Origin of the sequence: Candidatus Nitrosacidococcus tergens, from assembly GCF_902810445.1 — a bacterium.
In the GTDB taxonomy this organism is placed as follows: Bacteria; Pseudomonadota; Gammaproteobacteria; order Nitrosococcales; family Nitrosococcaceae; genus Nitrosacidococcus; species Nitrosacidococcus tergens.
Genome location: NZ_LR778175.1, coordinates 226,869 through 247,362 on the forward strand (window position 1 = coordinate 226,869; position 20,494 = coordinate 247,362).

The following is a 20,494-nucleotide window of genomic DNA, read 5'->3' on the forward strand; positions in this document are numbered from 1 at the left end:
AGGCTAAAACCAGAGATGGTTCATATCGAAATTGATGGGATAAAATTTAACGTAGAGCCTGGAAAGATGGTTATTCAGGTTGCTGATGAAGCAGGAATTTATATTCCTAGATTTTGCTATCATAAAAAATTATCAGTTGCTGCTAATTGTCGTATGTGCTTGATAGAGACTGATAAATCACCAAAGCCTGTGCCTGCTTGTGCTACTCCTGTTATAGAGGGAATGAAAGTATTTACTAGCTCAGCTAAAGCAATTGCAGCCCAAAAAGGGGTAATGGAGTTTTTGTTAATTAACCATCCATTAGATTGTCCTATCTGCGATCAAGGTGGAGAGTGTGAACTACAAGATCTTGCTATGGGCTATGGTAATGATATATCTAGATTTACAGAAGGTAAACGAGTTGTAAGAGATAAAGATATTGGCCCCTTAATCCAAACTGAACTGACTCGTTGTATTCATTGTACTCGTTGTATCCGGTTTGGCGAAGAGATTGCTGGTTTAAAGGAATTAGGTGCTACCGATCGTGGTGAGCTCATGGAAATTGGTACCTATATTGATTATAGCTTAACCTCTGAAGTATCCGGAAATGTTATAGACCTATGCCCAGTAGGTGCACTCACTGATAAGCCTTATCGCTTTAAAGCACGAGCTTGGGAAATGACAGGGCATCCTGCTATTTCTCCCCATGATAGTATGGGCACGAATATTGAACTACATATTCTACGAAACCAAGTAATGCGCGTAGTTCCTCGTGAAGATGAGACCATTAATGAGACTTGGATTGCAGATAGGGATCGCTATGGTTGTCTAGGATTAACCCATGAGGATAGGCTAAAACAGCCTATGGTAAAACAAAATGGTGTTTGGCAAGAAGTAGATTGGGAGGAAGCACTAGGAGCAGTAGCCCATGGATTAAGATCTATAGTGGAGAAAAATGGAGGTGCTCAGTTAGGTGGTCTTATTTCTCCTTATGCTACAACTGAAGAGCTCTATCTTTTTCAAAAACTACTTAGAGGATTGCACAGTAATAATATTGATTCTCGCTTATATCAACAGAGTTTTCATAATCTTGGAACTCCTCTTGAAGATCTAGTATTTAAGCACTCTATTGAAGAAATAGAAAACTCTGATTCAATTCTATTAGTTGGTGTTAACCCTCATAAAGATCATCCTCTTCTTGGATTAAGATTTCGCAAAGCAGCCCACCATGGGGCAAAAATAGCGATTATTAATCCAGTAGACTATTTAGTACGGTTTCCAGTCGCAGAGAAGATAATCACTGATTCTTATGGAATGATCCATGGGCTTGCAGGAATTGCTAAAAGCCTAATCGAATTGAAATCAGAAACTTTAGAAAATAGCTGGATAGTACTGCTAGATAACATAGAGCCTCTAAGCTCAGAGCGAGCAATAGCAAAACAATTAGCAGGATCCTCCAATGCACGGATCTTTTTAGGAAAAATAGCAGAAGGGCATCCAAATTTTCCAACACTTCAAGCACTTAGTTATTTGATAGGCCAGCTAACCAGTGTTCAAATAGGATTTATTCCTTCTGGAGGTAATGCGGTAGGTGCGGCTATCGCCGGAGCGCTACCTCATCAAGGTCCTGGTGGTAATTTTGTCCCAGTAAAAGGGCTAAATTGGCAATCTATGTTTGAAAAAAGGCTTTTAGGATACTTGCTATTAGGAATTGAACCAGAATTTGATTGTATCAACCCTAGATTAGCACAAAAAGCACTACAAGATGCTAGTTTTGTCGTTTCTTTAACAGCATTTCGTAGTAAATCTATGCTTGAATACTCGGATATTTTACTACCTATTAGCAATTTTACAGAAACATCAGGAACACTTATTAATCTTGAAGGGCATTGGCAGAGTTTTACTGCAGCAACACACTCCTCGGGAGATGCTCGCCCCGGTTGGAAAGTATTGCGAGTTCTAGGTAATCTATTACAAATTCCGGAATTTGAATATTTTTCTTCTGAAGAGGTATGCAATGCACTAAAAGATGAAATTAAAAAAATAGGTAAAACTAAAAGAGTTACTTGGTATCCTAAATCTCTAGGTATTGAAAATAAAGAAGACAAAATAGGATTAACAAGAATAGCCGAGCTTCCTATCTACAGAGTAAATAGTCTAATTAGACGTAGTCATCCGCTACAACAAAGTCCTGATGGGCAAGCAGCTCATATTGCCTATCTTAATAGTATTGATATAAATAAATTAGGGTTGCAAAATGCAAAGTATATTGAAGTAAGCCAGGAAGGGAATAAGACTAAGTTACCATTTGAAATCAGTGATCTAGTTGCTGAAGGGTGTATACAGTTAGCTACTGGGATTGAAGAGACAGCATTTTTAGGTGCTCCATTTACTTATGTTCAAGTTGCATCAGGGGAATAGAGTAAGCAATGTTTAGTTACTTCTTAGCTGTTTTAGTTATCCTTCTTAAAATTGTTGGCATTATATTGCCTTTACTACTTACAGTTGCATGGCTTACTTTTGCTGAGCGGAAAATTATTGGATTTATGCAGGTTCGGGTGGCTGCAAATAGAGTAGGTCCTAGGGGCTGGTTGCAGCCAATTGCAGATGTAGTTAAATTAATCCTTAAAGAAATCATTGTTCCTACAAGTGCTAATAAGTATTTATTCTTCTTAGCACCTGTGCTTGCTATTGCACCAGCACTTTCGGTATGGGCTGTTATTCCTTTCAGTCCAGAGCTAGTTCTAGCAGATATTAATGCTGGATTGCTTTATATTTTAGCTATCGGATCTATGAGCGTGTATGGAATTATCTTAGCGGGATGGGCTTCTAATTCTAAATATGCCTTTTTAGGTGCCATGCGATCAGCCGCACAAATTGTATCTTATGAAATTGCTATGGGGTTTGCTTTGGTTGGGGTGCTGATTGCCGCAGGTAGTCTTAACCTCAGCGAGATAGTAAATGCACAAGCAGGCGGTATATGGCATTGGTTTTGGCTTCCATTGTTTCCTTTATTTTTAGTATATTACATTTCAGGGGTAGCAGAGACTAACCGTGCTCCTTTTGATATGGCAGAGGGTGAATCAGAAATTGTCGCAGGATACCACGTGGAGTACTCAGGGACCGCATTTGCACTTTTCTATCTTACTGAATATATAGAAATGATCTTAGTTTCAACCCTAGCTGCTTTAATGTTTTTAGGTGGATGGCTATCTCCTTTTGAAAGTACTAGGTTTGAGTCAACATTTGCATTTATTCCTAGTCTTTTTTGGCTTTTAGCGAAAACTGCATTTTTTTTATTTTTTTATTTTTGGCTACGTGCTACTTATCCACGATATCGTTATGATCAGATAATGCGACTTGGATGGAAAGTATTTATTCCTATTACTATCATTTGGCTATTAGTAGTGAGTGGCACCCGAGTTGCACATATAGGTCCTTGGTTTACGTAGATAAAACTATATATGAATACATTGCGTTCTTATTTCAAAAGTTTTTTACTCTGGGAGCTAATTCTTGGCTTAAAACTAACCGGTCGTTACCTATTTGCTAGAAAAATAACTGTTCAATTTCCAGAAGAAAGAACTCCTTTATCTCCTAGATTCAGAGGGCTTCACGCTCTGCGGCGCTACCCTAATGGGGAAGAAAGATGTATTGCTTGTAAGTTATGTGAGGCTGTATGCCCTGCTTTAGCTATTACTATTGACTCCCATCAAAGAGAAGATAAAACTCGTCGTACAACTCGATATGATATTGATCTTTTTAAATGTATTTATTGTGGTTTTTGCGAAGAAGCATGCCCTGTTGACTCAATCGTATTAACAAGAGTTTTCGATTACCATTTTGAAGAGCGTGGCGAACAAATTATGCATAAGGGGCAATTATTAGCGATTGGTGATAAATACGAACATCAGATTGCTGCTGATAGGACAGCAGATGCACCTTATCGATAATTAATAGTACTCAAGCTTTACATATTATTTATGGAAAAAATACTATTTTATATCTTTTCTTCTATTTTGCTGTTTGCGGCATCTATGGTAATTACAGTACGTAATCCTATCCAAGCAACTTTATTTTTAATTTTGGCTTTTTTTACAAGTGCGGCAATCTGGCTGCTACTTGAAGCAGAATTTTTAGCTATTATTTTAATACTGGTCTACATCGGTGCAGTAATGGTTTTATTTTTATTTGTGGTTATGATGTTAGATATTAATTTAGTTTCTTTACGAGAAGGATTCATCAAATATCTTCCCATAGGACTGCTAGTATCAGCATTAACTGCATTTGAGATGATGGCAGTATTAAAACCAGAGAATTTTGGTTTATCTGTACCTACACCTCATGATTCAAACTATAGTAACACAGAGGAACTAGGGAATATTCTCTATACAGTCTATAGTTATCCTTTTGAGCTTGCTGCAGCAATTTTACTAATAGCTATTGTTGCAGCGATTACCCTTACTTTACGGAGAGGTATTAGTAAACATCAAGATCCGTCACAACAAGTACAAGTGAATCCTAAAGATCGAGTTAAGCTGGTTAAAATGACCAACTCAGAAACCCAGAAATAGGTTAAATAAGTAATAATGGTAACATTATCTGATTTTTTGGTTCTAGGTGCACTATTGTTTTGTCTTTCCGTTGCTGGAATTTTCCTAAATCGAAAGAATATTATTATCATCCTCATGTCACTTGAGCTAATGCTGCTAGCGATTAATATAAATTTTCTTGCATTTTCACATTTTCTAGAAGATATATCTGGTCAAGTATTCGTTTTTTTTATATTAACAGTCGCTGCGGCAGAAAGTGCTATTGGTCTTGCAATTCTTGTAGTGTTATTTCGTACCAGACATACAATTAATGTCGGTGATTGGGATAAATTAAAGGGCTAGAATGAGATGAAAGCCCAAACTATCGGAATAATAATAGCACCCTTAATTGGTTGTATTATTGCAGGTCTATTTGGTCGTAAAGTTGGACGCATCTGGTCTCATCGTGCAGCAATAGCTGGAGTTGCAATTTCCTTCTTGTTATCTTCCATTGTTTTCATTCAAGTAGTAACAAATGGAGGTACTTATAATGAGCACATTTATACTTGGGTAGGTACAGGGAATTTTCACTTGGAAATAGGATTTTTAATCGATCATCTGAGTGCACTTATGATGATGGTTGTAAGTTTTGTATCTTTAATGGTGCATATATACACCATTGGTTATATGGATGATGATCCAGGATACCAGAGATTTTTTAGCTATATTGCATTATTTACATTTTCTATGCTGATGCTGGTTATGGCTAATAACTTCCTGCAACTTTTTATAGGTTGGGAAGTAATGGGATTAATATCCTATCTATTAATAGGATTTTGGTATAAAAAAGAATCAGCGATTTATGCTAATCTTAAAGCCTTTCTTGTCAATCGTGTAGGGGATATTGGATTTTTATTGGGGATTGCCTGTGTATTAATGTATACAGGTAGTTTAGATTATGGTGAAGTGTTTGGAGCAGTTCCCTCATTATCAGAAAAAACAATATCGCTATTTCCTAATACTTCTTATGCAGTACCTACAGTAATAGGCATCCTTCTTTTTATCGGAGCAATGGGTAAATCTGCTCAAATGCCGCTACATGTTTGGTTACCTGATTCTATGGAAGGACCAACACCTATTTCTGCACTTATTCATGCAGCTACTATGGTAACCGCAGGAATTTTTATGGTGGCTCGAATGTCGCCTATATATGAATTATCAGAAACTGCCTTGGGGGTTGTGCTAATCATTGGTGCATGTACTGCATTTTTTATGGGGCTTGTGGGTATCGTACAAAATGATATTAAGCGAGTTATCGCATATTCTACTTTATCCCAATTAGGATATATGACAGTCGCTCTTGGCGTTTCTGCTTATTCAGCGAGTGTTTTTCACTTAATGACTCACGCATTTTTTAAGGCACTTTTATTTTTAGGTGCTGGTTCCGTAATCATTGCGATGCATCATGAACAAGATATGATGAAAATGGGTGGACTAAAAAAATATATGCCAATTACCTATTGGACAATGATTATTGGTGCCCTTGCGTTAATCGGATTTCCAGGGTTTTCGGGGTTTTTTTCTAAAGATTCTATTATTGAAGCAGTACACCTTTCTAATATGCCAGGATCTAGTTTTGCTTATTTAATGGTGATTTCTGGAGTTTTTGTGACTGCCTTCTATACTTTTAGAATGTTGTTTCTTACCTTTCATGGAGAGGAGAGGATGGATGAACATACGAAAAACCATCTTAAAGAATCCCCATATGTTATTACTATTCCACTTATTTTCTTAGCTATACCTTCTATTATAGTGGGAGTTTATATAAAAACTCTTTTGTTTGATAATTTTTTTGGTGAAGCAATAGTAGTGCTACCTATTCATAACGTATTAGAAGAAATGGGTGCTGAATTACATGAAGGGGTTATTCCATTTATTCTAGAAGGGTTTAAAGGTCTCCCATTCCTTTTAGCAGCTTCAGGTGTAATCAGTGCATGGTTTTTATATATTGCTTATCCTGAGTTACCTAATCAAATTAAATCTCGATGCCATTTAATCCATTGGACCTTAATAAACAAATATGGCTTCGATCGATTTAATGAGATTTTCTTTGCAGGTGGTTTTCGTTATATCGGAAACTTGTTTTCTCGATTTGGAGAACGGTTATTAATTGATGGTTTACTGGTAAATGGATCGGCACGAGTAGTAAGTATCACTGCTCAAATTTCACGTCATTTACAATCTGGTTATCTTTTTCATTATGCTTTTGCCATGATTTTAGGTCTTTTATTCCTCATTGGTGGCTTTGTAATTTATAAGGGATAGGAATAATGTTACAGTTTCCAATTCTCTCTTTAGTTATTTGGCTGCCAATTATCGGTGGTTTAGTAGTACTCGGGGCAAGTGACCGTCCTACCGATCACATTCGTAAATCTGCCCTATTTTTTGCAGGGCTATCTTTTCTAGTAAGCTGGTTTCTATATATTTGGTTTGATACCAGTGAAGCTACAATGCAGTTTCAAGAAAAAGTAGTATGGTTAGAAGCTTTTAAAGTTTATTACCATGTAGGAATTGATGGCATTTCAATGCCACTTATTATTCTAAATACATTTTCTACCTTACTAGTAGTTATTGCTGGCTGGCAAATCATTAAATATAAGCTAGCACAATATATGGCCAGTTTTTTAATTATGGAAGGGCTAATGAATGGAGTTTTTTCAGCATTAGATAGCATCTTATTTTATATATTTTTTGAGGGTACACTGATACCTCTATTTCTAATTATTGGTATTTGGGGAGGACCTAATCGGGTTTATGCTACACTTAAATTTTTCCTCTATACTTTCTTTGGCTCAGTCTTCTTCCTAATTGCAATTCTCTACTTAAGAAGTGTTACTGGTAATTTTGATATTCTTAGCTTTCATGAAGTTCCTCTAGGAATGAAGGCACAGATAGGGTTATTTTTTGCTTTTTTGATTGCTTTTGCTGTAAAAATACCTATGTGGCCTGTACACACTTGGTTACCTGATGCTCATGTTGAAGCTCCTACAGGGGGGTCAGTTATACTAGCAGCAATCGCTTTAAAACTAGGCGCTTATGGTCTTATGCGGTTTAGTTTACCAATTGTTCCTGATGCTAGTCTTGCCTTAGATTGGTTTATTATTACCCTCTCTTTAATTGCTATAGTCTATATTGGGTTAGTTGCTATCGTGCAACAGGATATTAAAAAACTTATTGCTTATTCTAGTGTTTCTCATATGGGGTTTGTTACCTTAGGACTATTTATTAGCTTTGTAATCTTCGCTCAAGGGACTGAAGGAGAAGGATCTACTCTAGGGCTTTCAGGTGCATTGGTGCAAATGATTTCTCATGGTCTTGTATCTGCTGGTATGTTTTTATGTATGGGGGTCTTATATGATCGTATGCATACCCGTCTTATTAAGGATTATGGTGGTGTCATTAATACAATGCCTATCTTTGGTGCATTCTGGGTTTTATTTGCAATGGCAAATACGGGATTACCCGGCACCTCTGGCTTTGTAGGTGAGTTTTTAGTTATTTTAGGAGCGTTTCAAGCTAATTTTTGGTATGCTTTTTGGGCATCGCTTACCCTAATTCTAAGTGCTTCATATTCTCTATGGATGATTAAGCGGGTTGTGTTTGGTGAAGTATCAAATGATAATGTAGCTGCTTTAAAAGATTTAAGTACAAGAGAGTTTCTAATCCTTGGTTCATTAGCAGTAGCAGTACTATTTCTTGGAATATGGCCACAACCTTTATTAGAGGTTATGCATACATCTATAGACCATCTATTATCCCAAATCACAGTGTCAAAATTAATTTAAATTATAAGCTACAGAATAAATAAGATGAGTTTCGATACGCCCGATTTTTTAACTGCACTGCCAGAAATCTTAACTCTCGGAATGGGCTGCATACTTTTATTAGCAGTTGCTTATAGTGGTGCACAAAGCGGTAAAATAGCATATAAAATTACACAAGCTACGCTGATAATTGTGGCATTAGTTACACTATATTATTTTGATTCCTCTTCTCATAGCATCACGTTTAATAATAGTTATATTAAAGATCCCTTAAGCGACTCGTTAAAACTATTTATTTATCTCACTGTTTTTTTAGTATTTCTATATTCTCGAGATTATCTTCGGGCTAGAAATTTAGAAAAAGGAGAGTTTTATATCCTTGGTCTCTTTGGGATGCTGGGGATCATGGTCATTACTTCGGCTCATCATTTTCTGCTTCTTTATTTAGGGTTAGAGCTGCTCTCCCTAAGCCAATATGCTATGGTAGCACTAAACAGAAATAATCACTTAGCTGCTGAAGCAGCAATGAAGTATTTTGTATTAGGATCGCTTGCCTCTGGTATGTTGCTCTATGGTATGTCCATGATATATGGAGTAACTGGAAGCCTCGAAATTGACACCATAGCAAACACAATTGCGAACAATACTGATAGCAACTCAAGTATCGTCTTAGCATTTGGGCTAGTCTTTATTATGGTAGCGCTTGCTTTTAAATTTGGGGCAGTGCCTTTTCATATGTGGCTTCCTGATGTATATCACGGTGCACCAACTGCAGTAACCCTCTATATTGGTACTGCTCCCAAAATTGCTGCATTTGCAATGCTCATGCGTTTACTAGTAGATAGTCTAGAAGGAATTCAGCCTCAATGGGAAGGGATGATGATTATTCTTGCCTCTCTTTCTATGATACTTGGAAATGTGATAGCAATTGCCCAAAGCAATATTAAACGTATGCTTGCATATTCTGCTATATCTCATATGGGATTTCTCTTTTTAGGTACGCTTACAGGTACTCATGCAGGATACGCAGCCTCTATGTTTTATATTATAATATATACTCTTATGAGTCTTGGTAGTTTTGGGATGGTTGCATTGCTTTCTAGAGCGGGCTTTGAATCTGATCAGATAGAAGATTTTAAAGGATTAAATGAACGTAGTCCTTGGTTTGCTTTTATGATGCTCATTTTAATGTTTGCAATGATGGGTTTTCCACCCACTGCAGGGTTTTATGCTAAATGGGCAGTTATTATGGCTATAATAGATGAGGGATTAGTTTGGTTAGCTATAGTTGCGGTAGTCTCTTCTGTTATAGGTGCTTTTTACTATTTACGAGTAGTAAAATATATGTACTTTGATAAGTCTAGTGAAACTACTTCTCTGAGTGTAAAAACTGATTTTCAATGGTGTATGAGCGGTAATAGTTTAGCATTATTAGGATTAGGACTTTTCCCAAATTCCTTAATGAATTTGTGTTTAGCAGCTTTTAATTGAAAAACAGTAATATATATTTAGTTAATTTTATTTTAAATCATTATTCTCTTTAAGCAGAGTAAGTATATTCTTCATATCTTCTGGAAGTGGTGCTTCCCAAGTCATTTCTTGCCCGCTTAATGGGTGAGTAAGCCCCAAACGAACAGCGTGCAGTGCTTGTCGTTTAAAATTACGTAGTCCATCAATAAGCATTTCGTTACTTTTTTCTGGAATTTGGAGACGCCTACCATAAACAGGATCTCCAAGTAAGGGGTAATTGATATAAGACAAATGAACTCGAATTTGATGCGTTCTACCCGTCTCTAAAAGACAGGTTACGTAGGTATGGGTCTGAAAACGAGATAGTACCCTATAGTAGGTAACTGCTGGTTTCCCAGAATCACTTACTGCCATTTTCTTTCTATCAATAGAATGGCGAGCTATAGATGCTCTAATAACACCACCACTTGTCATAACACCCATAGTAATAGCTCGATATTCTCTGCGTATTTTATGACTCTGCAACTGCTGCACTAGGCTAGTATGAGCTGGGATAGTTTTAGCTACTACTAAAAGACCCGTAGTATCTCTATCTAGTCGATGAACAAGCCCTGCTCGTGGTATTACTTCTAACTCAGAAGCATAGTTTAACAACCCATTGACTAAAGTACCATCATAATTGCCTACGGCTGGATGTACTACTAAGTTAGCTGGCTTATTAATAACGATAAGGGCTTCATCCTCATAAACAATATGAAGTGGCAATGGTTGGGGTCTCCACTCAACTTTAGCTTCTATTTCTGTATGTAGTATTACAACCTCTCCGCCTGATACTATGTCTCGAGGACGAGCTAAGGTATTATTAATTTTTATTTGACCATCTTTTATCCATGCTTGAATACGAGTGCGAGAATATTGAGGAAAAGTTTGTACTAAAGCTTGATCTAAACGCTTCCCTCCTAATTCTAGAGGAATAGTAGTATTTTCTTGTATCACTTCTTTCATAGAATATGTACTATACAGAAAAAATTCTAAGCCAGTATACTGAAAAGATAAATCCAGTCATTTATGTAAAATTTTATTAGTGTTTAGTGTCATGAAAAACCACCTCCAAAATGAAACAAGTCCTTACTTGCTACAACATGTAGATAATCCAGTAAACTGGTATCCTTGGAATAAAGATGCACTAGATCGTGCCTCTCAAGAGAAAAAACCTATTTTACTCTCTATTGGTTATTCTGCTTGTCATTGGTGCCACGTTATGGCTCACGAATCTTTTGAGGATAAAGATACCGCACTAATTATGAATCAGCATTTCATTAATATTAAAGTGGATAGGGAAGAGCGCCCTGATCTAGATCAAGTTTATCAATTAGCACAGCAAATGCTAACTGGGCGAGCGGGTGGCTGGCCATTGACTTTATTTTTAGAGCCTACGAAACAAGTTCCCTTTTTTAGCGGTACTTATTTTCCTCCTGAAGGCCGATATGGATTACCAGGATTTAAAGATTTATTACAACAAATCTCCCAATACTTTTACACACACTCTTCAGAAATTTATGCTCAAAATAGCCGTTTATTAGCTGCTTTTAGAAATATTGATAAGCGAATCTCGATTGATAAAGTTTCTAGCTTAGATTTTTCTCCACTAAAAAGATCGCAGAAAGAATTAACTCAATCCTTTGATTTTCAATATGGTGGGATGAAAGGTGCTCCTAAATTTCCTAATCCACCAATCATTGAACGATATTTGAATGAGGCCATAGAATTTTACTTAACAAAAGAAGAGCAACAACAATCCATTACTAAACTTCAGATCACGTTAGATCACATGGCATTAGGGGGAATCTATGATCAGATAGGTGGGGGATTTTATCGTTATTCAGTAGATGGAAAATGGCAAATTCCTCACTTTGAAAAAATGCTCTATGACAATGGTCAATTATTATTTCTCTACAGCAAAGCCTATAGCCTACTAAAAGCAAAGCTATACCATAGGGTATTACTTGAGACTGGAAATTGGGTAATTAGAGAAATGCAATCTTCAGAAGGAGGATACTACTCATCCTTAGATGCAGATTCAGAAGGTCATGAAGGTAAATACTATATTTGGTCTCAAGAGGAAATTCAATCAATATTAGATGACGATGAATACCAATTAGCCAGTCGATACTTTGGGCTAGATCAGCCTAGCAATTTTGAAGGCTGTTGGCACTTACACTGTGCTGCTGTTAATACAGAAACTTTAGCTCAAAAACTAGAATTACCTCTTGATAATACCCAAAAAAAAATTATTACTATTAAAGAAAGATTACGTATTACTAGAAATAATCGTATCTATCCAACTCGAGATGGAAAGATACTGACTTCTTGGAATGGATTAATGATTAAAGGTATGGTAAGTGCGGGACAAGTATTAAATCAGCCTAGTTTTATTGATTCTGCTGAGAGAGCATTGAAATTTATCTATAATAACTTATGGATAAATAACCGCTTGCTGGCTACTTATAAAGACAAAAAAGCAAGATACCTCGCTTATCTCGATGATTATGCTTTTCTCATTGATGCACTAATAACTTTACTACAAACACAGTGGAAAGATGAGTATTTAGCTTTCTTAATTCAACTTACCGATACGGTGCTTACCCATTTTGAAAATAAAGAACAAGGCGGTTTTTATTTCACTGCCCACGATCAAGAGATACCCATTTCTCGTTTAATACCTTTAACAGATAATGCAACTCCTTCAGGAAATGGAGTAATGACGTATAACCTAATTCGGCTTGGGCATTTATTAGGTAATATGGTTTATTTGGAAGCAGCTGAACGATGCTTAAAGACTAGTTGGTTTAGTGTCCAGCAAATACCACACGCCCACTGTAGCTTGCTTAAAGCACTAGAATCATATCTTTACCCTCCAGAAATAATTATCCTACGAGGACCTGAATCAGTATTGACTCCATGGCATAGTCTTGTTTTAGAGCACTATCTACAACAAAGAATAGTGCTCGCAATTCCATCACATGCTAAGTATTTACCTAAGCAACTAGAAAAATACCAATCTATTAGCTCAAATGGGGTAACAGCTTATATTTGTCATGGTCAGACTTGTTTAGCCCCCATCACCGAATTTGAATCATTTAAAAATCATTTTAAAGTTAAAGACAGTAGCCAAAGCTATCTCTAAAGCGATCCCAGAATTCTGTGAGCTTAAAATGGTGGTTTTGAGTACCATGGGATTCAATTTTAATTGCTCCTAATAAAGAAGCAATTCGGCCAGTATTTTCCCAATCCATATCGCAGCTAATACCATAGAGTAGTCCTGCTCGATAAGCATCACCACATCCTGTTGGATCTGAAACTAAAGCAGCTTTAGCAGATGGAATTTTAAGCTCTTTCCCTTCAGTATAAATAGTAGAGCCATCACCACCTTGCGTGACAATAAACGCTTTTACTTGTTTTGCAAGTTCTTCAATAGATAGTTGAGTACGCTCTTGAAATAAATGTGCTTCATAATCATTCATACTTATCCAAGTAGCCTGTTGGACAAAGCTAAGAAGTTCTTTTTCGCTAAACATAGGCAATCCCTGGCCCGGATCAAATATAAATGGAATACCTGCTTCATGGAATTGTTTAGCGTGTTGGATCATCCCATCTCGACCATCAGGAGAAATAATGCCAATATCAATATCTTTATTTTTATTAGCATCTTCAATTCTATTTTCGTGGGAAAAATTCATTGCTCCTGGATGAAATACTGTAATCTGATTACTATCGATATCTGTAGTAATAAATGCTTGTGCTGTATAAGTATTATCAATTAAGCGTACATATTGGAGTGGAATATCTTTTTCAATAAACCATCCTCGATAGGAAGAAAAATCATCTCCTACCGTTCCCATGGGAATAGGCTCTCCTTGAAGCAATTTAAGATTGTAAGCGATATTGCCTGCACATCCCCCAAATTCTCTTCGTAGCTTAGGGGCTAAAAAAGAAACATTAAGCATATGTACTTTATCTGGAAGGATATGCTTTTTAAACTGATCATGGAATACCATGATCGTATCATAGGCAAATGATCCACAAATTAACGCTGACATGATTTCTCCTTAATTATAAAAATTTTTATCTAAAGAATAATATAATTTCATTTTAACCCTGCCAAGCGATATCTAATTCTCGTGCTGCTTTGACTTCATCAAGGCGACGCACTGGTAAATTATGAGGAGCAGATTTAAGTTGATTTAGATCCTCGTGTGCTTCTTTCATAATTTGTGCCATTGCATCAACAAAAAAATCAAGAGTTTGCTTACTTTCTGTCTCCGCTGGCTCTATTAAAAGGCACTCCGGTACTAAGAGGGGAAAATAAATAGTAGGTGCGTGAAAACCAAGATCTAGTAATCGTTTAGCCACATCGGTTGCAGTCATATTCATTTCTTGAGCTTGTCGCTTTAAGGTGACAACAAATTCATGACCAGCACGACGAGTTGGATAAGCTAAATCAAATCCTAGCTCGCTCATTTTCTTTGCAAGATAGTTAGCGTTTAGAGCAGAAAAATCAGATACTCGCTCCATACCTTCTCGACCTAGCAATCTAATATAAATATAAGCACGAAGTAAAACTCCTGCATTACCCATCCAAGCAGAAAGCCGGCCAATACTTTGTGGGCAATCATCTTCTACAAACCAACGATATTTCCCATCTTCTCTTCTACCTACTCGAGGTATGGGTAGAAAAGGAAATAATTTTTCACCGACACCAACAGGTCCTGCCCCAGGACCACCACTGCCATGAGGTGTAGCAAAGGTTTTATGCAAATTAAGATGAATGACATCAAAACCCATATCTCCGGGTTTTACTTTACCTAAAATAGCATTTAGATTTGCTCCATCATAATAAAGTAATCCGCCTGCTTGATGCACTTTATCGGCAACTATTTTAATATTTCGATCAAAAATTCCTAGGGTAGAAGGATTAGTCAACATAATTCCTGCAGTTTTTGGACCGAGTACTTTATCAAGTGCTACTAAGTCTATATCTCCTTCTACATTGGTGGGAATTTCTCGTACCTGAAAGCCACACATAGTTGCTGTTGCAGGGTTAGTGCCATGGGCTGCATCAGGAACTAACATTTCACGCCGCTCATGATTACCCATTGCATCATGATAAGCCCGAATCATTGCCACTCCAGTAAATTCTCCTTGAGCACCGGCCATAGAAGCAAGGCTAATAGCCTTCATCCCTGTAATAGCTGCTAAAATTTCTTGCATTTCATAAAGGCAAGATAAATAGCCTTGGCTTAGAAAATCAGGAGTCGCTGGATGTCGCTCTAAAAATCCTGGTAGGTTCGCTAGCGTATGACAGATCTTGGGATTGTACTTCATAGTACAAGAGCCTAAAGGGTAGAAATGGGTATCAATTGAAAAATTTTTTTGAGATAGCCGAGTATAATGCCGGACTACATCTAATTCAGAGACTTCAGGTAACCTAGGAGGCGTTTTCCTCAATAGATCCTTTGGTAAATCTTCTGTAACGGAATCAGTTTTAGGAATTTGAGTTGGTGCATGTCGGTTTGGGCGTGAAGATTCAAAAATCAGCATAATTATAGTAAATAGGTTTTAGTTTGTTAAAAAAATTTATCTCTCAAGCACAATGTAGTAAGAAGTTGATCAACATTAACTAGTATATAGTGAGAAATAGGTACCTGAAGTTTCTTTATTACGGTCTATCTATATTCACTCAATTTTTAAGCTAGTCATAGATAAGGCGCCAGCTACTGGTTTATCATTAAAAAAACTAATTGATTCACCCTTTTCTTTCAGTCCAAGAATATACAATAGCGGAAGATAGTGCTCTACAGAAGGAATAGCAAGTTGAAAGGCTGATCCTTGATTTTTAAAATCAATAAGCATCTGATGATCATCATCTAAAATAAGTTGTTTTACTTTTTCATTAGCTTCCATCGCCCAATCATAAGCAAATTCCTCGTTTATTTTTTGCCAATCTACCTTTTTAAGGTTATGAACAATGTTTCCACTACCGATGATTAATACACCTTTTTCACGAAGAGGTATTAATTCTTGAGCCAATTCATAATGCTGCTGAGGTGTTTTATTGACGTCCAAACTCATTTCAACAGTAGGTATATCTGCATCTGGATAAAGATGTTTAATCACCGACCAAGCCCCATGATCAAGACCCCAATTATAATCTAAATTTACTTCAGTAGACTTTATAAGTAACTTTGTTTCCATTGCGAGTTTAGGGCTACCCGGTGCTGGGTACTGCACTTCAAAGAGCTCCTGAGGGAATCCAAAAAAATCATGAATGGTAGCTGGATTTTTCATTGCCGTTACTTGAGTTTCTTGTGTTTCCCAATGTGCTGATATACATAAAATAGCATTCGGCTTTGGAATTTCTGTGCTAATATTTCGAAACCCAGTAACAAACTCGTTTTCTTCAATAGCATTCATTGGACTACCATGCCCCAAAAATAATAGGGGCATTTTCTCTATACTATTAAAAGAGTTAATCATTTTATTTAAGATTATCTAGTTAATTTTAGTTTCATCAATTAATTTAGAAAATTCAACGCTTCAAGAAAGTAGCGATACTGAGTATCGCAAGGCTTACCAAGATAAGTATAACTCCAACTGTTTCAGGCAGCGTAGGGGCTTCATTAAGGATCATTCCTGCAAGAATAATAGTGACTACTGGAACTCCAAGAGAGCTTAAGCTTGTAATGCTAGCTGATAAGTGTTGTAGAGCATAGAGCCAAAGAATCCAGCCTAAAGCACTTGATAAAATACTGTTATAAGCTAGTGCCTGTAAAAAAGTACTATTCCAAATTGGAATAGATTCTCCCATGAAGTAAGAGAGTATTTCTAGTGCAAGCCCGCCAATAAACATCTGCCAAGCATTAATATTAATAAGCTCTGCAGTATTATTTAATTCCATTTCTTTACTAATAATGACACTAACCCCCCACAGTAGCCCAGCGATTAAAGCAAATAGGGTGCTTGCCAAGGTAAAGTAAGTTTCCCAAGGATCAATGATTCCAATCAAACCTAATCCTGCAATGCAGAGAGCTAGCCATTGTAATTTACAAATGGGCTCTTTTAAGAAATGTGCTGCAAAAATAATAGCCCATAAAGGCATGGTATAAACAAGTACCGCACTTTTTCCCACACTACCTTCTACAAGAGCTAAGGCACCAGTGCCCATAAAACCTACAGTTTGTAATAGAGAAAGCCAGAGCATAGGTTTAATGTGTACTGGCTTTAAAGAATTTTTTTTTAAAAAAATAATAAAAAATAAGAATAATCCACCAATGATAGAGCGTAGAGCAGCAAACTCTACGGGTGCACACCAGATCAGTGCTTGCTTAACAACAACCCAGCCATATCCCCAAATAAGTGTTAAAACAACTAGTGCAAGGATAGAGCTAGCTTGGTTTGGTATTTTTCCAACATTACTTATAGGGAAGTTCATTAGCAGCAGCTCAAAAATATTGAATAGCTTCGTAAAACATTTTTTTTCCTATCACTATAAACACAGTAAAATAAATTATAGTAATAATATCAATTAAATAACCTAAGAGAATAAAAATCCCATCATACTGGAGTAATCCTGCTGCTAAAAAAAATAGAGCAAGTCCTGGTAAAGTATTACTGAGGGGAATGAAACCAAAAGGCAAGATCAGTAGAATAGCTCCTAAAATTAAAGCAAGGCTATGGATTTTGTATAAGAATTTTTTAGCGACTAGCCAGTTTAAGCGATAAGGATGATTAATTCTTACTAAGTAGTTTAACCATATAAAGCTGTGCTCTAAAACAACAGAAAGAGCCTTTGTAGAAATAAGTTTATTTCTAACAGATTTAGGCAACCATAGAGGATAGTCAAAAAAAAGGCTTACCCCAATAGATAAAATTACTAGACCGCATATAGCACCCATGCCAGGGATAGAAATAGGTATGATAAAAATAAGGGAAAGTAATAAAACAAAAGGTATTAAGCCCTCTTGTCCTATTAGATCCCGTACTTCAATCAAAGTAACATGCTCTGAAGGTAATTTTTCTATAATTTTTTTAAGTTTTTGTATAAGCGGAGAATACACTAACATTATTTAGTTTGAGAAAGAGCTGATTGTTGAAACAGCTTATTTCCTATGTATTTTGCACCTTCTACAGTTAAGTGATTACCGTCCCAAGCAATTAAATTATCTTCAGGAGTTACTATAGGGCAGCTTTCATTATCTCCACAAATAATTTCAATCTGATTAATAAATACTTCAGGAGATAGATTATTTTTCATTATTCTATTAATAGATAATGCTCTTTCAATAACTCTATATCGTAATTTAGCTCGCTTTTCTCTTCCTAAATAGAGTAATTTCCTAATATTAATAGTTTCACCAAAGCTCTTAGTACCAATAACAAATAACTTTTGATTAAAACTCAGGTGCATATTAGTAATAGTCTCTAGCAGAAACTTTGCTCCCCACTGATTCCAATTAGAAGCAAGCACAATAATGTCAGCTTGCTTAATAATTGGCATCAAAGAAGGGATATTAGGTCGCCTAGCACACTCCGGGCGATATATTGGAGCAATATATCGGCTAAAATCTTCTGAAGTCACATAGGATATTTGGCATCTAGCTTCTATATGAGCTGTTCTAATTTGTGCATTTTGCCATTGGTTAGATTCATAAACTGCATTTACAAAATCTTGAGCATAGCTATCTCCAATAATTAAAATTTTACGCTGCTCTGTTGTTGTAAAATTTCCTTCTAGTGCCTTTGCTCTTTTTCTTACATACTCTCCTTGGATTGTATTATCTGCATACTTCCACCATTTCATCTCTTCTGGAGAAAATCGACTAGATACGCCATGGGTAAAAATAAGCCATAAACCAAGAAGTAATACAATAAACGAACTAACCCCTGCCCATTTAAGTAACATGGGCTTAGAGATTATATTCCGATCACGGAATGGAGTTTCCACATAAGCCCAACTTAACCAAGCTAAAAATAGACTTAGTAATACCAAGCCAATATTCCCCTCTAAGGCTGGATAAAATCCAGCAATATGAGTAAATGCAAAGATAGGTTCATGCCATAAATAAGCACTATAGGAAATTAGCCCAACAAATACGAATGGTTTACTAGACAATAAACGTCCCAAGAAACTATCCTTATAAATAAGCATAATCACTAATGCAGAACCTGCTGAGGGAATTAAAGCATTTAATCCGGGAAACGGTATTCTTTCGTCAAACATCATAATTGGTAGTGCAATACTTAAAATGCCTACCCAGCAAAATAATTCTGCTAGAATTTTACTTAGTTTGGGTATTTTATTTTCAAATGCAGCAAATGCTACTAGTGCTCCCAACATAAGCTCAAATGCACGAGTTGGGCTTAAGTAAAAAGTTATAATTGGTTTTCCAAAATAAACTCCTAATTCACTTACTCCTAGTGAAATAATTGTAACTGTAAATAAAGCAACCCATAACCAGCCTCTCTTATAACGCCATATTCCCCAAAGGAATATAGGAAAAAAAATGTAAAATTGTTCTTCAACGCCTAAACTCCACGTATGCACCAAAGGATTTTCTAGTATTGCGGTAAAATATCCTGTTGTCTGCCATAAATAGATATTTGAGACGAAAGTAATAGCAGCAACTATTCCTTGCCCTAGTCGCCAAAAACTATAAGGATCCATTAAGAACCAACCAAATGGAATGCATACAATAAGTACTAAAATAAGGGCAGGTAGAATACGGCGAATACGCCGTTCATAAAAAGATAAAATTGAGAAGGATCCAGATTGGTTTTCTCGGAGTAAGATCCCTGTAATAAGATAGCCGCTAATTACAAAAAATACATCTACCCCAACAAATCCTCCTGAAAACCCAGGAACACCTGCATGAAAAAGCATGACCGAAAGCACTGCTAGTGCCCGCATTCCATCAATTTCAGGTCTATAGGGAAGTTTTTTAGATTCTATTTTATGATTTGTACTTACTTGGTGATGGAAATCTTTTTTATTCATATTTTTATAGTTTTTTTAACATACTATATATAGATATGCCCATAATATTAATTTACGGGCATATACAAAAAACAAAAATAGATTAAAAGCTATTCCATCTCTCTCATTTTAACTTCTTTGTTTGCTCTACACTCTTCCACATAATGCCTAATTTGTTCTCTTAATTCTTCAGCTCCTTTAATACCTTCAATTAAAGAAGTAGGTGTTGTCGCATCTGTAGAAACAATGGTAATTGTGCCTAATCCAAAAATTCTCTCAAAGAACGATTGATAGAGCTCAGTATCTCGTACTCTATAGAGTTCCAGCTCTTCAATTTTTCGAGAAAAAACCCCATTATGAGATTTCAACCGCTGAGAAGTCAGTTCGTAGTACTGACTTTTGGTTTCAAGAAAGCACCAGAGTGCATATAAAATTGCAATAGCACCAATTCCTGCTGCCACACTAATTGCTGGCACAGAAGAGGTTAGCTTTAAATAAAGAACTGCACCTACCGCAATGAAAGGAATTAAACTGCAAATAATATAAGTACCTAGATTGACAATTTGGGATTGGCTATCAGACCAAATTTTAGTTTCTTCATTCATTGTTACTTTTCCTAAATACTGTGAATAATAGCTCTACAATAAGCATAATTT

17 protein-coding genes are annotated in these 20,494 nt (G+C 36.3%); 9 read left to right on the plus strand and 8 right to left on the minus strand.

All coding sequences use genetic code 11. The annotated features are described in order from the left end of the window. Nucleotides 1-15: 15 nt before the first annotated feature. Genes nuoG through nuoN form a run of 8 tightly spaced genes read left to right on the plus strand, consistent with a single transcriptional unit; the run spans nucleotide 16 to nucleotide 9,826 of the window. Nucleotides 16-2,400 carry an NADH-quinone oxidoreductase subunit NuoG gene (gene nuoG / locus NSCAC_RS01170; RefSeq protein WP_197744616.1) on the plus strand — a complete coding sequence of 795 codons (2,385 nt, stop codon included), beginning with the start codon at nucleotides 16-18 and terminating at the stop codon, nucleotides 2,398-2,400. 8 nt (nucleotides 2,401-2,408) lie between these two features. Beyond that, nucleotides 2,409-3,431, plus strand: a complete 1,023-nt coding sequence (gene nuoH / locus NSCAC_RS01175; protein ID WP_197744617.1) for an NADH-quinone oxidoreductase subunit NuoH — start codon at nucleotides 2,409-2,411, stop codon at nucleotides 3,429-3,431. Nucleotides 3,432-3,443: 12 nt separating this feature from the next. Then, a complete protein-coding gene (nuoI, locus tag NSCAC_RS01180) occupies nucleotides 3,444-3,932 on the plus strand; it encodes an NADH-quinone oxidoreductase subunit NuoI (RefSeq protein ID WP_197744618.1) in 489 nt (162 codons plus the stop codon). A 30-nt stretch (nucleotides 3,933-3,962) separates the two neighbouring features. Next, nucleotides 3,963-4,553 carry an NADH-quinone oxidoreductase subunit J gene (locus tag NSCAC_RS01185; protein WP_197744619.1) on the plus strand — a complete coding sequence of 197 codons (591 nt, stop codon included), beginning with the start codon at nucleotides 3,963-3,965 and terminating at the stop codon, nucleotides 4,551-4,553. A 15-nt stretch (nucleotides 4,554-4,568) separates the two neighbouring features. Continuing rightward, entirely contained in the window at nucleotides 4,569-4,874 is a 306-nt protein-coding gene (nuoK, locus tag NSCAC_RS01190) for an NADH-quinone oxidoreductase subunit NuoK (protein WP_197744620.1), read from the plus strand. Nucleotides 4,875-4,880: 6 nt separating this feature from the next. After that, nucleotides 4,881-6,836: an NADH-quinone oxidoreductase subunit L gene (gene nuoL / locus NSCAC_RS01195; RefSeq protein WP_197744621.1), complete on the plus strand. Its 1,956-nt coding sequence runs from the start codon at nucleotides 4,881-4,883 to the stop codon at nucleotides 6,834-6,836. A 5-nt stretch (nucleotides 6,837-6,841) separates the two neighbouring features. Then, entirely contained in the window at nucleotides 6,842-8,356 is a 1,515-nt protein-coding gene (locus tag NSCAC_RS01200) for an NADH-quinone oxidoreductase subunit M (protein ID WP_197744622.1), read from the plus strand. Nucleotides 8,357-8,380: 24 nt separating this feature from the next. Next, the gene (gene nuoN, locus NSCAC_RS01205; protein ID WP_197744623.1) at nucleotides 8,381-9,826 is read left to right on the plus strand and encodes an NADH-quinone oxidoreductase subunit NuoN; all 1,446 of its coding nucleotides are present in this window, start codon (nucleotides 8,381-8,383) and stop codon (nucleotides 9,824-9,826) included. Between the two features lie 27 nt (nucleotides 9,827-9,853). Here nuoN and rluD read toward each other — a convergent pair whose 3' ends face one another. Further along, complete coding sequence (rluD, locus tag NSCAC_RS01210) at nucleotides 9,854-10,810, minus strand: 23S rRNA pseudouridine(1911/1915/1917) synthase RluD (protein WP_197744624.1); 957 nt, start codon at nucleotides 10,808-10,810, stop codon at nucleotides 9,854-9,856. A gap of 91 nt (nucleotides 10,811-10,901) precedes the next feature. On the opposite strand from rluD, the gene NSCAC_RS01215 reads away from it, so the two are divergent. After that, entirely contained in the window at nucleotides 10,902-12,992 is a 2,091-nt protein-coding gene (locus NSCAC_RS01215; RefSeq protein ID WP_197744625.1) for a thioredoxin domain-containing protein, read from the plus strand. Here NSCAC_RS01215 and NSCAC_RS01220 read toward each other — a convergent pair. From NSCAC_RS01220 to NSCAC_RS01250, 7 genes are all read right to left on the minus strand, one after another. Next, nucleotides 12,964-13,905: a carbohydrate kinase family protein gene (locus tag NSCAC_RS01220; protein WP_197744626.1), complete on the minus strand. Its 942-nt coding sequence runs from the start codon at nucleotides 13,903-13,905 to the stop codon at nucleotides 12,964-12,966. The two genes, NSCAC_RS01215 and NSCAC_RS01220, sit on opposite strands and share 29 nt — an antisense overlap. Nucleotides 13,906-13,957: 52 nt before the next feature. Next, nucleotides 13,958-15,406, minus strand: a complete 1,449-nt coding sequence (gene gcvPB / locus NSCAC_RS01225; RefSeq protein ID WP_197744627.1) for an aminomethyl-transferring glycine dehydrogenase subunit GcvPB — start codon at nucleotides 15,404-15,406, stop codon at nucleotides 13,958-13,960. A 135-nt stretch (nucleotides 15,407-15,541) separates the two neighbouring features. Next, nucleotides 15,542-16,312 carry a 4,5-DOPA-extradiol-dioxygenase gene (gene ygiD, locus NSCAC_RS01230; RefSeq protein ID WP_197744628.1) on the minus strand — a complete coding sequence of 257 codons (771 nt, stop codon included), beginning with the start codon at nucleotides 16,310-16,312 and terminating at the stop codon, nucleotides 15,542-15,544. An 82-nt stretch (nucleotides 16,313-16,394) separates the two neighbouring features. Then, entirely contained in the window at nucleotides 16,395-17,297 is a 903-nt protein-coding gene (locus NSCAC_RS01235; protein WP_197744629.1) for a DMT family transporter, read from the minus strand. Between the two features lie 10 nt (nucleotides 17,298-17,307). Beyond that, on the minus strand, nucleotides 17,308-17,928 hold the full coding sequence (locus tag NSCAC_RS01240; RefSeq protein WP_197744630.1) for an exopolysaccharide biosynthesis protein: 621 nt from the start codon (nucleotides 17,926-17,928) through the stop codon (nucleotides 17,308-17,310). Then, complete coding sequence (locus NSCAC_RS01245; protein ID WP_197744631.1) at nucleotides 17,928-19,859, minus strand: acyltransferase family protein; 1,932 nt, start codon at nucleotides 19,857-19,859, stop codon at nucleotides 17,928-17,930. Before NSCAC_RS01245 ends, NSCAC_RS01240 begins: the two co-directional genes overlap by 1 nt. A gap of 89 nt (nucleotides 19,860-19,948) precedes the next feature. Further along, the gene (locus NSCAC_RS01250) at nucleotides 19,949-20,443 is read right to left on the minus strand and encodes a PH domain-containing protein (RefSeq protein WP_197744632.1); all 495 of its coding nucleotides are present in this window, start codon (nucleotides 20,441-20,443) and stop codon (nucleotides 19,949-19,951) included. Between the last annotated feature and the right edge of the window lie 51 nt (nucleotides 20,444-20,494).